14 protein-coding genes and 1 tRNA gene are annotated in these 13,134 nt (G+C 71.9%); 6 read left to right on the top strand and 9 right to left on the bottom strand.

Annotated features, from left to right (window positions below; translation table 11 throughout):
- The first annotated feature begins 254 nt into the window (after positions 1 to 254).
- Positions 255 to 752, top strand: a complete 498-nt coding sequence (locus OVA02_RS05325) for a flavin reductase family protein (protein ID WP_056048968.1) — start codon at positions 255 to 257, stop codon at positions 750 to 752.
- 21 nt (positions 753 to 773) lie between these two features.
- On the opposite strand, the gene OVA02_RS05320 is transcribed toward OVA02_RS05325, so the two are convergent.
- Complete coding sequence (locus OVA02_RS05320; protein ID WP_056048970.1) at positions 774 to 956, bottom strand: hypothetical protein; 183 nt, start codon at positions 954 to 956, stop codon at positions 774 to 776.
- Between the two features lie 236 nt (positions 957 to 1,192).
- On the opposite strand from OVA02_RS05320, the gene OVA02_RS05315 reads away from it, so the two are divergent.
- Positions 1,193 to 2,095 carry an NAD-dependent epimerase/dehydratase family protein gene (locus OVA02_RS05315; protein WP_056048973.1) on the top strand — a complete coding sequence of 301 codons (903 nt, stop codon included), beginning with the start codon at positions 1,193 to 1,195 and terminating at the stop codon, positions 2,093 to 2,095.
- A gap of 78 nt (positions 2,096 to 2,173) precedes the next feature.
- On the opposite strand, the gene OVA02_RS05310 is transcribed toward OVA02_RS05315, so the two are convergent.
- The gene (locus OVA02_RS05310) at positions 2,174 to 4,672 is read right to left on the bottom strand and encodes a beta-glucosidase family protein (protein WP_082460603.1); all 2,499 of its coding nucleotides are present in this window, start codon (positions 4,670 to 4,672) and stop codon (positions 2,174 to 2,176) included.
- Positions 4,673 to 4,749: 77 nt separating this feature from the next.
- On the opposite strand from OVA02_RS05310, the gene OVA02_RS05305 reads away from it, so the two are divergent.
- Positions 4,750 to 5,340: a TetR/AcrR family transcriptional regulator gene (locus tag OVA02_RS05305; protein WP_200922612.1), complete on the top strand. Its 591-nt coding sequence runs from the start codon at positions 4,750 to 4,752 to the stop codon at positions 5,338 to 5,340.
- Between the two features lie 60 nt (positions 5,341 to 5,400).
- On the opposite strand, the gene OVA02_RS05300 is transcribed toward OVA02_RS05305, so the two are convergent.
- The 7 genes from OVA02_RS05300 to galU form a co-directional block, all read right to left on the bottom strand.
- Complete coding sequence (locus OVA02_RS05300) at positions 5,401 to 6,999, bottom strand: DUF7059 domain-containing protein (protein ID WP_056048976.1); 1,599 nt, start codon at positions 6,997 to 6,999, stop codon at positions 5,401 to 5,403.
- Positions 7,000 to 7,110: 111 nt separating this feature from the next.
- Complete coding sequence (locus OVA02_RS05295; protein ID WP_056048978.1) at positions 7,111 to 7,722, bottom strand: DUF4190 domain-containing protein; 612 nt, start codon at positions 7,720 to 7,722, stop codon at positions 7,111 to 7,113.
- A 523-nt stretch (positions 7,723 to 8,245) separates the two neighbouring features.
- Positions 8,246 to 8,449 (bottom strand): hypothetical protein, encoded by a 204-nt coding sequence (locus tag OVA02_RS05290; RefSeq protein ID WP_056048981.1) that lies wholly within the window; start codon positions 8,447 to 8,449, stop codon positions 8,246 to 8,248.
- 126 nt (positions 8,450 to 8,575) lie between these two features.
- Positions 8,576 to 8,651 (bottom strand) — tRNA-Ala (locus OVA02_RS05285).
- Between the two features lie 67 nt (positions 8,652 to 8,718).
- Complete coding sequence (locus tag OVA02_RS05280) at positions 8,719 to 9,771, bottom strand: hypothetical protein (RefSeq protein WP_056048984.1); 1,053 nt, start codon at positions 9,769 to 9,771, stop codon at positions 8,719 to 8,721.
- Positions 9,772 to 9,885: 114 nt separating this feature from the next.
- Positions 9,886 to 10,533, bottom strand: a complete 648-nt coding sequence (locus OVA02_RS05275; protein ID WP_056048986.1) for a GNAT family N-acetyltransferase — start codon at positions 10,531 to 10,533, stop codon at positions 9,886 to 9,888.
- 16 nt (positions 10,534 to 10,549) lie between these two features.
- Positions 10,550 to 11,464 (bottom strand): UTP--glucose-1-phosphate uridylyltransferase GalU, encoded by a 915-nt coding sequence (gene galU, locus OVA02_RS05270; protein WP_369794403.1) that lies wholly within the window; start codon positions 11,462 to 11,464, stop codon positions 10,550 to 10,552.
- A gap of 48 nt (positions 11,465 to 11,512) precedes the next feature.
- Between galU and OVA02_RS05265 the strand changes: the two genes are divergently transcribed.
- The 3 genes from OVA02_RS05265 (at position 11,513) to mscL (ending at position 13,122) form a co-directional block, all read left to right on the top strand.
- Entirely contained in the window at positions 11,513 to 12,091 is a 579-nt protein-coding gene (locus OVA02_RS05265) for a 5-formyltetrahydrofolate cyclo-ligase (protein ID WP_056048994.1), read from the top strand.
- Between the two features lie 26 nt (positions 12,092 to 12,117).
- Positions 12,118 to 12,534: an FmdB family zinc ribbon protein gene (locus OVA02_RS05260; RefSeq protein ID WP_082460604.1), complete on the top strand. Its 417-nt coding sequence runs from the start codon at positions 12,118 to 12,120 to the stop codon at positions 12,532 to 12,534.
- Between the two features lie 93 nt (positions 12,535 to 12,627).
- Positions 12,628 to 13,122, top strand: coding sequence for a large conductance mechanosensitive channel protein MscL (gene mscL, locus OVA02_RS05255; protein WP_056049319.1), 495 nt, complete (start codon positions 12,628 to 12,630; stop codon positions 13,120 to 13,122).
- Positions 13,123 to 13,134 lie beyond the last annotated feature (12 nt).

Below are 13,134 nucleotides of genomic sequence, written 5' to 3'. Positions count from 1 at the left end.
CAGGGCGTGCCCACCGGACCCACGGCCGAGGACCTCACGAAGTCGGATCAGGAGACCACGCTGCGTTCGTCGGCCGCTTGACGGGAACGGGCGCCCCGGTAACCAGCCGGTGAGCGCACTACACCGTACCTCGGACGATGCCCGAGGTGGTGGGTGACTTCCAGGTGATTGGAACACCTCGTAATCCGGATGAAACACCGGACGGCTAACGTCGCGATGAACCAACTGGTTCACATCTCTCGACGGGAGCCCCGATGACCCGCACCACGTCGCTCGACCCGGTCGAACGCTCGGCGTTCGCCGCCTTCCCGAGCGGGGTCGCCGCGCTCGCCGCCACCGGGGTCGACGGCCCGGACGGCATGGTCGTCTCGAGCTTCACGGTCGGGGCCTCGTTCGACCCGCCGATGGTGACGTTCTCCGCGCGTCAGGACTCGGCGACCTGGGCCCGCCTGCGCACGGCGCCGCGCCTCGGCGTCTCGGTGCTCGCCGCCGACCAGGGCCTGCTCTGCCGTCAGCTCTCGTCGCGCACGCGGGCCGCCCGGTTCGCCGGCGTCGACCACGTCGTCACCGACGACGGGGCCGTCCTGGTGTCGGGCACCCCGCTGCGGCTCGAGTGCGTGGTGCACCGCGAGGTGCCCGCCGGCGACCACGTCGTGGTCATCCTGCAGGTGCTCGGCGCCCGGGTCGACGACACGGCGGCGCCGCTCGTCTACCACGGCACCGCCTTCCACTCGCTGCAGCCGATCGGCTGACGCGTCGACCGGCCCGACGGCTCAGGCGACGCGTCCCGGGCCGCCGAGGAGCCCGTCGACCTGGTCGACGGCGCCTTCGACGGCGGCCTCGTCGGCCGGGGACTCGCCGTTCAGCTCGACCTCCTCGGGGCTGTCGCCGTGCACGGCCGCCGGGTCGGTGCGCTCGTCGGCGTCGTGGTTCGCGGGGTTCGTGGGCGTGCTCATGAGGGCCTCTCTCGGGGGCCGACGGTCGACCCCGGTCAGGCCGAAGCTACCCGGCACGTCCGACACGGCTCCCAGCGGATGCGGACCCCCACCGCGCCTCCCGGGCGTCGGGACGGAGTCGGCCCGACCACCCGCGTCCGACCACGGAGGCCCGCCGGCTAGTAGAAACGACGGAGGCGCGGAGCCCGATCCGCGCACCCCCAGACCCGCCGGGCGTCCGGCAGAAAGGGCCGACGATGTCGTCTCCCCGCACCCCCACCACCCGAGTCGCCGTCACCGGCGGCAGCGGCAAGCTCGGCCGCGCCGTCGTCCGCGACCTCGCCGACCACGGCTACGAGGTCGTCCTGCTCGACCGCGTCCCCAGCCCCGACCCCGTCGACGGCGTCGTCTTCGTCAAGGTCGACCTGACCGACTACGGCCAGGTCGCCCAGGCGCTCACGAGCGTGGACGACCGGTACGACCACATCGACGCCGTCGTGCACCTCGGCGCCATCCCGGCCCCCGGCCTGGTGCCGAACGCCGCCCTCTTCACGAACAACGTGACGTCGAGCTACAACGTGTTCGCGGCCGCCCGTGCCGCGAAGATCCGCAACGTCGTCTGGGCCTCGAGCGAGACCCTGCTCGGCATCCCGTTCGACATCGATCCGCCGTACCTGCCGCTCGACGAGGAGTACGCCGTGCGCCCCGAGTCGTCGTACTCGCTGGGCAAGGCCGTCGAGGAGGAGATGGCGCGGCACTTCACGCGGTGGGACCGTCAGCTCAAGCTGATCGGCCTGCGCTTCTCGAACGTGATGGACGACGGCGACTACTCGGAGTACCCCTTCGACGAGACCCCCGAGAAGCGCACCTTCAACCTGTTCTCGTACATCGACGCCCGCGACGGCGCCCAGGCCGTGCGCAAGGCGCTCGAGAGCGACCTCGTCGGCTTCGAGGCGTTCATCATCGCGGCGTCCGACACCGTGATGAACACGCCGACGGCCGTGCTCGCCGAGCAGTACTGGCCGCAGGTCGAGAAGCGCCGGGCGGTCGAGGGCGTCGAGCCGCTGCTCAGCAGCGACAAGGCCCGCGACCTGCTCGGCTTCGTACCCGAGTACTCGTGGCGCGAGTGGGGCGAGCGCACGGGCAACCACCGCGGCTGACGCCCGCTCCGCGCACCTACGACCCGCGCCTCCTGATTCGACGGACCAGGAGGCGCGGGTCGCGTCACGCGGCGCGCCTCACCCCTCGAGCACGACCGTCGCCTCGAGCGGCAGCTCGGCGACGGACGACCCGACGTGCACCGTGAAGGCGCCCGGCTCGTGGGCCCAGGACCCGTCGCGCCAGTCGGCGAACGCCCGGGCCGGGACGGTCACCTCGACACGGCTCGTCCCCCCGACCGGCACCACGACGGGCGCGAACCCGACGAGCCACCGCACCGGACGGTCGACCACGGAGTCGGGGCGCGAGGCGTAGACCTGGACCACGTGCTTGCCCTCGCGGGCGCCGGTGTTGGTGACGTCGACGGCCACCTGCACCGCGCCTCCTGCGCTCACCGTCGAGGTCACGTCGAGGCCCGAGAGCGACCAGGTCGTGTAGCCGAGGCCGTGCCCGAACGGGTAGGCCGGGGTCGTGCCGGCCTTCAGCCAGGCGCGGTAGCCGACGTGGATGCCCTCGTCGTAGACGACCTCGCCGTCGACGGGGGTGACGTCGATCACGGGCACGTCCGCCTGCGTGGCGGGCCACGTCGTGGGCAGGCGGCCGCCGGGCTCGACGGCACCGGTGAGGACGTCGCCGAGCGCGTGGCCGTACTCCTGACCACCGAACCAGGTGAGGAACAGGGCGTCGACCTCGTCACGCCACGGCATCGTGACCGGCGACCCCGCGTTGACGACCACGACGGTCGTCGCGGCGGCCGCCGCCACGCGCGAGACGAGCTCGTCCTGGCGGCCGGGCAGGTCGAGCGAGGTGCGGTCGAAGCCCTCGGACTCGACCTTGCCGTTCGTGCCCACCACGACGATCGTCAGGTCGGCGGCCGCCGCGGCCGCGACGGCCTCGTCGATCAGCCCGGACGGGTCGGCGTCGTCGGGCTCGATGCCGAAGGTGTAGCTCAGGGCTCCGCCGAGTGCGCTCGCCCCGATGGTGTGGTCGATGACGACGTCGATCGGTCGCCCCTCGACGACCGCCACGGCCGCCGACTGCGACGGCGGTGCGAGGAACGCCGCGCCGAGGTCGTCGCCGACGGCCTCGCTCGTGCCGTCGAGCACGACCTCGCCGTCGACGCGGATGACCGAGTGGCCGACCGAGGCCACGCCGAGCAGGATCTCGCCCGTGACCTCCGGCGTGTAGCGGGTCGAGAATCGCACCGTGTCGCTGCGCTCGATGGGGGCGTCGCCACCGAACCAGACGAGCGCGGTGGCCCGACGGTCCTCCGAGAACAGCTCGTCGTCGCCCGAGCGGAACGACACACGGACGCCGGGTTCGCCCGTCTCGGGATTGGTGATGCGGTCGAGGGGCAGCTCGGCCACGCCCTCTTGCACGACGGCGCCGACCGAGTAGGTCAGGGTGGCGCCCGGGAAGGCCTGCTCGATGCCCTCGACGGGCGTGACGACCTTCTCGGGCAGCACGGTGGCGCTGCCACCGCCCTGGGTCCGCGCGAACCGCGCGTTGTGGCCGACGACGGCGACGGACCGGACGGTCGCGGGGTCGACCGGCACCGCGCCTCCCCGGTCGTGGGCCAGGACGGTGCCGGCGGCCGCGGCCTCGCGGACGAAGGCGATGCCGTCCTCGACCGTGGTCGGCGTCGCGGCGACCGGCTCGAAGCCGTCGAGGGCTCCGACGCGGGCGGCGAGCTGCAACAGGCGCAGCACCTTGCGGTCGATCGAGGCCTCCGGCACCTCTCCCGCCCGCACGGCGGCGACGAGGGCGTCGCCCCAGGGGCCGTCCGGGCCGGGCATCACGAGGTCTTGCGAGTGCTTCGCGCTCTCGACGCTCCGCACGCCGGTCCAGTCGCTGACCACGACGCCGTCGAAGCCCCACTCGCTGTTCAGCGGCGTCTCGAGCAGCTCGTTCTCGGTCGCGGTCACGCCGTTGATCGAGTTGTACGACGACATGACCAGCCAGGCGTGCGCCTCGGTGACGGCCTTCTCGAACGCCAGCAGGTAGAGCTCGCGCAGGGCCCGGTCGCTCACCACGGTGCTCGCGGTGAAGCGGTCCGTCTCGTAGTCGTTGGCGACGTAGTGCTTGGGGGTCGCGCCGACGCCGTTGTCCTGCACGCCGTGGACGTACGCGGCGGCGAGCTCGGCGGTGAGCACCGGGTCCTCGCTGAACGCCTCGAAGTGCCGACCGCCGAGGGGTGACCGGTGCAGGTTGATGGTCGGGCCGAGCACGACGTCGACGCCCTTGCGGCGGGCCTCGACGGCGGCCGCGGCACCGTAACGACGGGCCAGGTCGGGGTCCCAGGACGACGACAACGAGGAGGCGCTGGGCAGGTTCAGGGACGGCGAGCGTTCGTCCCACACCTCGCCGCGCACCCCGCTGGGGCCGTCGCTGACCAGGATGCGCCGCAGGCCGATCTTCTCGTTCGGGTGGGTCGTCCAGAAGTCGCGGCCGGTGAGCAGCTGCACCTTCTCGTCGAGCGTGAGTCGCCCGAGCAACTCTGTCAGTCGGGCCTGGTCGTCCCGGGCCTGGTCGGCACGGATCTGGTCGTCGGCCGCGTCGCCGTCGTGGTGGAGGGTCATGACGTGACGCTACCAGCGAAAACCGAGCGACGGTGGGTTTCGGGCCCGAGCGCCGACGGTCGCGCTAGCCTGACCGCATGGCACAACGGGGTTCGTACGCGAAGGGTGTGGCCAAGCGCACGGAGATCCTCGACACGGCGCTCGAGGTGGTCTCCCGCAACGGCTTCCGCGGCACGTCGGTCCGGGAGCTCGCCGACTCGGTCGGCCTCAGCCAGGCCGGGCTGCTGCACTACTTCGACAGCAAGGACGAACTCTTCACGGCCATCCTGCGTCGACGCGACGAGGTCGACCTCGCGCTCGCCGACCCGCAGGCGGACATCGTCGAGCAGTTGATCACCGTCATCCGGCACAACGCCGACGTGCCCGGGCTGGTCCAGCTGTTCGCCAGCATGTCGACGGCTGCGACGAGCGATCCGAGCCATGCCGCCCACGCGTACTTCGTCGAGCGCTACGCGTCGATCCGCGCCCAGGTCGCCGAGGCGATCACCGCCCGACAGCGACGGGGCGAGGTGCCGGCGGGCGTCGACCCCACCCGCCTCGCGACCGTCCTGCTCGCGGTCAGCGACGGCATGCAGATCCAGTGGATGCTCGACCCCGCCACCGACATGGCCGAGCACGTCGAGCTCGTCTGGCGCCTCGCGCTGGCGACGGTGGGCACCCCCGCCTGACCCCGTCCGGCCGGCGCCCGGCACGTCTTCCGAGCCCGGGACGGGACACGCCCGTCCGGCTCAGGCCCGCAGCATGCCCGTCGTCACCAGTTCGCGGACCTGGGGCAGCAGTTCCGCCCTCAGAGCGGCCTCGTCGGCCCCGAGCAGCTGGGCCAGGGCACCGACGATCGCCCCGACGCTGAGCTCGCCGTCGCAGGCACCGACCAGGGCCGACAGGGCCGTGCCCGAGTCGACCGTTCGGGCGAAGCCGCCGCCCTGCCGCAACGAGATGACCGTGGGGTCGTCGTTGCCCGGCCAGTAGTGGCGCTCCTCGGTGACGTCGCCCGCGACGACCAGCCGACGCGCGGCCAGCTGCTCGTCGTCGAGGTCGCGCAGCAGGTCGACCGCGTCGAGCGTCCCGAGCAGGTGGGCACCGAGTCCCACGTCGTTCTGGCCGAGACCGCCGAGGAGGCGCTCCGTGCGCACCACGGGCAGGCTCGCGTCGCCTGCGGGCCGACGCACCGTCAGGTAGCCGAACCCGACCTCGACGACCCCCCGGGCCTCGAAGTCGCCGAGCCACGCCTCGTACAGGCGCTCGAAGTCGGCGGAACCGGGTCGGGTGCCGCCGTCGCGGATCCAGGTCTCGGAGTACGCGGTCGGGTCCTGCACCTCGCGCTCGACGACCCAGACGTCGACGGCCACGCCGCCCCGGGCCGCCCAGTCGGCGACCGAGTACGCGCCCTTCTTGCCGGCGACCGCACCCGCGCCTCCGGACTCCCAGTTGCCCAGCAGCTGCGCGATGCCGCCCGGCGCGAGGTGGCGCCCGAGGCCCTCGACGACCGAGGCGACGAGGTCGTCGCCGACCATGCCGCCGTCGCGGTACTCGTACTCGGGCACGCCCTCGGCACGCGGCGTGATGACGAAGGGCGGATTCGACACGATGTGGTCGAAGGTCTCCCCGGCGACGGGCTCGAACAGGCTGCCCAGCCTCAGCTCGATGCCGTCGACCAGGTTGAGCGCGGCGTTGAACGCGGCGTAGTCGAGGGCGCGCTGCGAGATGTCGGTGGCCACGACGTGCCGCGCGTGCCGGGCCGCGTGCAGCGCCTGGATGCCACAGCCGGTGCCGAGGTCGAGCGCCCGGTCGACCTGGCGCGAGATCATCAGGCCGGCGAGCGTCGCCGAGGCTCCCCCGACGCCGAGCACGTGGTCCTCTCGCAGCGCCCCCTCGACGACGAGCTCGCCGAGGTCGGAGGCGATCCACCAGCTCGCCTCGCCCGAGGCGTCGACGAAGGCGTACGGACGGAGGTCGACGAGCGCACGGACCGAGTCGCCCTCCCTCGCCACGAGCCCGAGGGCGACCGCGCCCTCGGCGCCCAGGGTCGGCAGGGCGCCGGCCACCGCCTCGACGGCCTGCGGGTAGCCGAGCACGAAGAGCGACGCGAGGGTGGCGGCCGGACGCACGGACTCGTCGCGAGCCGAGCTGCGGGCGAGGGCACGACGGGCCGCGACCCGCTCGCCGCGGAAGAGTGCGGCCCCGGCGTGCGAGCCCCACGCGTCGGCACCCTGCAGCCGCTCGACCGTGAACCCGGACGACGCCAGGTCGGCCCTCAGCCGCGCGAGCAGCTCGGGATCGGTCGAGAGGTGGGGCGTCGGGGCATCGGTCGGGGTCGTCGGAGGCACCCGACCATCATGGTGCAGGAGGCGCGACACCGGTCGCCCCGGACGCCACGGAGCCCCCGTCGCGGACGACGGGGGCTCCGCCCGACACGGGGCCGGTGGACGCGGAACGGCTCAGCTGGTGAACACCACGTCGTCGTAGTCGAACGACGGGGACATCTGGAAGACGATCTGGTCGGCGTCGGCCACCGAGAACACGATGCGGTACGAGATGGACTGGCCGGCCGGGACGACCGTCGTGGGCGAGCTCTCGATGTCGGAGTCGTAGACCTTGCTGGCCTCGACGCCGCCCGAGGTGGCCGTCTCGTAGGGCATCGGGTCGAAGTTGGCGTCGGTGCCGTTCTCGATCGTCACGGTGAAGACCACGGAAGCCGCCTGGTCGGCGCCGCTCGAGTACTCGCCGGGCGTGTACGCCTCAGGGGCCGAGACGGTCAGGGCGATGCCGTCGTCGTAGGTGAAGGTGTCGCCGAAGGCGTTGTTCTCGGCCGAGGCGTCGCCGTCGGCCGTCCCGGTGTCACCCGAGTCGATCGAGCCGCTCGTGGGCAGGGACTCGTTGATGGCCTGGACGGAGGCGAGCCCGACGATGACACCGAAGATCACGACGGCGATGCCGATCAGGACGCCAAGCCCCGACACGATCGTGCCGATCAGGGCGAGCATGCGCGCACCCTTCTTCTTCACGAGCGCGATGATGCCGAGCACGAGGCCGACGATCGCGGGGATCACGCCGAACCCGACGAACGACAGCAGCAGTCCGACGCCGCCGACGACGATCGAGGCGATGCCCAGGCCGTTGCCGCCCTGCGGCGACTGCGGGGCCTGACCGTAGGCGGGAGCGCCGGTCGGGGCGCCAGCGTAGGGCTGCTGCTGGCCGCCGTAGGGCTGCTGCGGCTGCCCGCCGTAGGGCTGCTGCGAGCGGTCGCCCTGCGGCTGCCCGCCGTAGGGCTGCTGCGGGGCTCCGTAGGCGGGCTGGGGAGCACTCGGCGGGGGCGTCGTGCCGTAGGCCGGCTGCGGGGGCCGGGGTGCCGACGGCGGAGGCGTCTGGTCGCCGCGTCCGTTCTCGTCGCGAGGGTCACGGGGCTCGTCGGACGAGCCTTAGGGCGGCTGCGGAGTGCTCATCAGGCAAGCATGTCGTGATCTCGACGTCCCCGAGGGTCGAACAGGCTGCGCGACCGGTTTTCGTTACCGATCTGTCGTAATTGATTCACCCTCCGCAACCTCTCGGCGGTCATGCGCCGAATCGGGGTGGTCAGGCCGGCAGCACCGAGATCTCGAACTCGCCGTACATGTGGGCGGCGTCGCGCAGGTGGCGCAGCGCCTCCTCGGCCTCGGATCGGGAGTGGTACGGCCCCCGGGCCGGCGCGCCGGGCAGGGCGCGGGCGTACGAGTACTGCAGGTACCAGACCGGGTGGTCGTGTTCGTCGTGCTGCACGATGCTGACTGCGAGTGACATGCCCGGATGCTACGACCGCCCTCGGCCCGCCGCACCCGCTCACAGCGGATCCATCAGGTCGCTCGGGCCGACGACGGCGGCGCCGGCATGAGGAAGGCCCGGGTCGTGATCGACCCGGGCCTGATGTGGTGGAGCTAAGGGGATTCGAACCCCTGACCTTCTCATTGCGAACGAGACGCGCTACCAACTGCGCCATAGCCCCAGAAACTGCTCTGCCACGATAGCACCTCGTCGACACCCGGATGAACCCGGGCCGGACGCTCCACGGGTCAGACGGCGCGGCGACGCTGCAGGGCCTCGTCGAGCGAGAAGTCCGACTGCGGCAGGTCGTCGATGATGCCCATGCGGGCGAAGCGACTCGGGGGGCGAGGGGGCGCCACCGGCTCGACCCGCGCCTCCTCGGCGGGGACGGCGGGAGCCGCGACGGGTGCAGGAGGCGCGGTGCGGGCCACCGACGCCCGTCGCGTCGACTGCAGCGCGGCCTCGGCCCGCGCGGCCTCGCGCAGGGCGTCGTGTTGGGCCGACCGGAGGGACTCGACCGAGCGACGGGAGTCCCGCTGCAGCTCGGCCGCCGCGGCGTCGGCCGCCGCGGCGTCCACCGACGCGTCGGGGACGGGGCGCTGGCGGCCGCGCCGCAGGTAGAGGGGCTTCGGGACGGGCACGGGGGTCCACAGGCGCGACTCGGCCGAGGCCTGCTCGTCGCGGATGACGACGCCGTCCCCCATGACGCCGGAGAAGTCCTTGAGCGGCTGCGCGACGGGGGCGACGACCGCCCGGCGGGCGCGCGCCCGCGACACGGCGGCGAGCTGGGTCAGCATCGCGACCGCGCCGGCACCGAAGACGAGGCCGGCGACGACGAGCACCCACGACGACGTCAGGCCCGCGGCGACGCCGCCGACGACGGCGACGACGCTGACGGCGAGCACCACGGTCGAGACCAGGCGTGAGCGCCGGAGCCGACGGGCGGCGAGGGCCGGGTCGCGGTCGGCGGCACGCAACACGGGGGCGGCCGCGGCGAGCTCACGGGTGACGGCACGCTGCCGCGCCGCCTCGTGCGCACGCCTCAGGGCCTCGCGCCGCGCCTCCTCGTGTCGCAGGATCTTCTGCGCGTCGGCGACCGAGCGGGCGTTCGCCTCGATGCGCACCTCGTCGGGGACCTCGGCCGTCTGGGCGAGGATGCGCAGGGTCTGCTGCAGCCGCACGGCGTTGCGTTCGGTCGCGAGGTACTCGCGTCGGCGCTGCCAGGTGGGCACGAGGTAGACGAGCCAGAGCGCGGCGACGAGAGCGAGGACGACGCCTCCACCCCACGACTCGATGTTCATGGTGACCAAGGTATGAGCGGGCGGGCCCCGGAGGCCGCTGATCGACAGGTGTGTCCGCGTGTCGCGGCACGGATGTGCCTCGCGACCCGACGAGCGCCCCCGGGGGCGGAGTCGCTAGAGCGGCAGCGCGCGCCCGGCCTCGGCGAGGGCGTCGGCGGGCACGCTGCCCTGCCCGACCGGCACGGTGCCCGTGGTCCAGCGACGCAGGACGCCTTCGGGGACCTCTTCGGCGACCAGCGCGAAGCAGAAGTGGTCGCGCCACGAACCGTTGATGTGGATGTACCGCCGCCGCAGACCCTCGTAACGGAAGCCCAGCTTCTCGACGACGCGCAGGCTGGGGGCGTTCTCGGGCCGGATGCAGATCTCCATGCGGTGGAGCCCCAGTGCCCGGAAGCAGTGGTCGGTCGCGAGTGCCACCGCGATCGGCGTCGCGTTGTGGCCCGCCGCGGCCTGGGTCACCCAGTAGCCGATGGTGGCCGAGCCGAGCGAGCCGTAGGCGATGCCCGAGACGTTCAGCTGGCCGACGAACCGGCCGTCGAGCTCGATCGCGAACGGCAGACCGAGCCCCGCCCGGGCGTTGGTCTGCAACGAGCGGATGCTGCCGCGCACGTCGTGGCTGGTGAAGCCGTTCGGGTTGGTGGCCTCCCACTGCCGCAGCCACGACCGGTTCTCCATCAGGGCCTGGTCGAGGTCGCGGGTGTCACGGAGACGGAGGGGGCGGATGGTCACCGCCCCCTCCGTCAGCGTGGGGATGTTCGTCACGGAACGAGTCGCCTGCTTACTTCTCGAGCCCGGCGGTGAACTCTTGCAGCCACGGGCGCAGCTCGCCACCGATGTCCTCGCGGTCGGACGCGAGCTGGACGATGGCCTTGATGTAGTCGAGCTTGTCGCCGGTGTCGTACCGACGGCCACGGAAGACGACGCCGTACACGCCGCCGGTCCACTCCTCGGCACCGGCCATCTTCATGAGGGCGTCGGTCAGCTGGATCTCGCCACCCTTGCCCGGCTCCTGCTTCTCGAGGACGTCGAAGACCTCGGGGCGGATGACGTAGCGGCCGATGATGGCCAGGTTCGAGGGCGACTCGCCCTGGGCCGGCTTCTCGACAAGGCCGGTGACCTTGACGACGTCGTCCTCGTCGGTCTTCTCGACCGTGGCGATGCCGTAGAGGTGGGTCTGCGAGGGGTCGACCTCGAGGAGGGCGATGACGGTGGCGTTCTTCTGCCCCTGCACCTCGACCATGCGCGTCAGCAGCGGGTCGCGTGCGTCGATGATGTCGTCACCGAGCAGCACGGCGAACGGCTCGCGACCGACGTGCATCTTGGCGCGGAGCACCGCGTGGCCGAGGCCGAGCGGGTCACCCTGGCGCACGTAGTGCATGTCGGCGAGGTCGGTCGACTGGTTGACCTTGGCGAGCTTGTCGTGGTCACCCTTCTTCTTCAGCGTCTCCTCGAGCTCGCTGACGTGGTCGAAGTGGTTCTCGAGCGCGTTCTTGTTGCGTCCCGTGATCATCAGCACGTCGGTGAGGCCGGCGTTGACGGCCTCCTCGACGACGTACTGGATCGCCGGCTTGTCGACGACCGGCAGCATCTCCTTCGGCATTGCTTTCGTGGCGGGCAGGAATCGTGTCCCCAGGCCCGCGGCGGGAATGACTGCTTTAGAAATCGTGAAGCCCATGCGGGTCAGCGTATCCATCCCCGACGTTTCGCGGAGGTTAATAGTCGGACGGTTAAGCTCGTCGTCATGACTGACGACGTCGGCAACGCCAAACGCGCCCTGCGAGCCGAGATCCGCCAGAAGCGTCGCACCCTGGGTGCGCACGAGAGGGACCAGGCCACCGAGGGCATCACGCGGCACCTCACCGACCTCGCGACGGGCCTGTCGGTGCGCTCGATCGCGGCCTACCTGTCGACCGACGTCGAGCCGAACACGCGTCCGTTCCTGAACTGGGCCTTCGCGAACGACGTCCGCGTGCTGTTCCCGATCACGCGGGCCGACGGCCTGCTCGACTGGGCGGTGGGTGACGGCGAGAGCGAGACCCGGGGCCTCTTCGACCTGCCCGAGCCCGTCGGCGAGGTGCTCAGCCCGATGGCGGTCAACGACGTCGACCTGATCGTCGTGCCCGCGGCGTCCATCGACCACGGCGGCATGCGCATGGGCTGGGGCCGGGGCTACTTCGACAAGACCCTCGGCTCGATGGAGCGTCGTCCGCCCGTCTATGCTGTGGTGTTCGACCCCGAGTACGTCGAGTCGGTGCCCCGAGAGCGGCACGACCAACCCGTCGACGGCGTCGTCACCCCCTCCGGCATCCACGAGTTCTAGACTCGCCTTCCTTCAGGAGCGCCTCCGTGCCCACCTACTCGTACCGCTGCACCGAGTGCGACAACGCCTTCGACATCGTCCAGTCGTTCACCGACGACACGCTGACGGTCTGCCCGGTCTGCCAGGGCAAGCTCCGCAAGGTGTTCAGCCCCGTCGGCGTGACCTTCAACGGGTCGGGCTTCTACCGCACCGACTCGCGTTCGAAGGGCACGTCGGGCTCGGGCTCGTCGGGCGGCTCCGGCGAGAAGGGATCGTCGTCCGGCTCGTCCGACAAGAGCTCAGGAGGCGCGAGCGGCTCGTCCTCGTCGGGCGCCTCGGGCAGCGGGTCGGGTTCGTCCTCGTCCGGCAGCGGCTCGTCGGGCTCCGGCTCGTCCGGCTCCGGCTCGTCGGGCTCGAGCTCGTCCGGTTCGAGCTCGTCGGGCGGCTCGTCCAGCTCGTCCTGACCGGCCGCGGCGACCGGCGGGGCCACCCGAGCGCGCCTCCGTGGTTTGCTTGACGTGGAGAATCTCATCTCGTCCGATCAGAAGGAGTCGCCCGTGAAGGGTTTCAAAGAGTTCATCCTGCGCGGCAACGTCATCGACCTCGCCGTCGCGGTCGTCATCGGTGCGGCCTTCACCGCCATCGTGACGTCGCTCGTGACCAACGTGTTCAACCCGCTGATCGGGGCCGCGTTCAACGCGACCATGCTCGACGAGGCGCTCATCGTCACGATCCCGACGCTCGCCGGCGGCGAGGCCCAGCTGAAGTTCGGCGCCGTCATCGGGTCCGCGATCCAGTTCTTGATCATCGCGGCCGTCGTCTACTTCGTGCTCGTGCTGCCGGTCAACAACCTGCTCAAGCGCACCTTCGCCAAGCAGAAGGCGGAGGAGACCCCCGCCGACGTCCCGCCGACCGACGTCGAACTGCTCAGCGAGATCCGCGACCTGCTGCGTGCGCAGGCCGCACCCGCCGTCGGCGGCGGCTCCCACGCCGCGCCCGTGCTCGAGTCGCGCGACCCCCACAGCGAGAACGGTCCGCTCGGCAGCCGCTGACGCCCCGGCGGC

It is taken from the genome of Frigoribacterium sp. SL97, from assembly GCF_026625765.1.
GTDB lineage: Bacteria > Actinomycetota > Actinomycetes > Actinomycetales > Microbacteriaceae > Frigoribacterium.
This window is presented reverse-complemented; position numbering and strand designations above follow the sequence as displayed.

What these genes read in the sequence shown, in the direction of transcription:
- OVA02_RS05310 (WP_082460603.1), bottom strand. Translation starts at nt 4,672, where the DNA reads ATGACCCTCCACCACGACGGCGACGCGGCCGACGACCAGATCCGTGCC.
- OVA02_RS05305 (WP_200922612.1), top strand. Translation starts at nt 4,750, where the DNA reads ATGGCACAACGGGGTTCGTACGCGAAGGGTGTGGCCAAGCGCACGGAG.
- OVA02_RS05320 (WP_056048970.1), bottom strand. Translation starts at nt 956, where the DNA reads ATGAGCACGCCCACGAACCCCGCGAACCACGACGCCGACGAGCGCACC.
- OVA02_RS05290 (WP_056048981.1), bottom strand. Translation starts at nt 8,449, where the DNA reads ATGTCACTCGCAGTCAGCATCGTGCAGCACGACGAACACGACCACCCG.
- galU (WP_369794403.1), bottom strand. Translation starts at nt 11,464, where the DNA reads ATGGATACGCTGACCCGCATGGGCTTCACGATTTCTAAAGCAGTCATT.
- OVA02_RS05315 (WP_056048973.1), top strand. Translation starts at nt 1,193, where the DNA reads ATGTCGTCTCCCCGCACCCCCACCACCCGAGTCGCCGTCACCGGCGGC.
- OVA02_RS05265 (WP_056048994.1), top strand. Translation starts at nt 11,513, where the DNA reads ATGACTGACGACGTCGGCAACGCCAAACGCGCCCTGCGAGCCGAGATC.
- OVA02_RS05325 (WP_056048968.1), top strand. Translation starts at nt 255, where the DNA reads ATGACCCGCACCACGTCGCTCGACCCGGTCGAACGCTCGGCGTTCGCC.
- OVA02_RS05280 (WP_056048984.1), bottom strand. Translation starts at nt 9,771, where the DNA reads ATGAACATCGAGTCGTGGGGTGGAGGCGTCGTCCTCGCTCTCGTCGCC.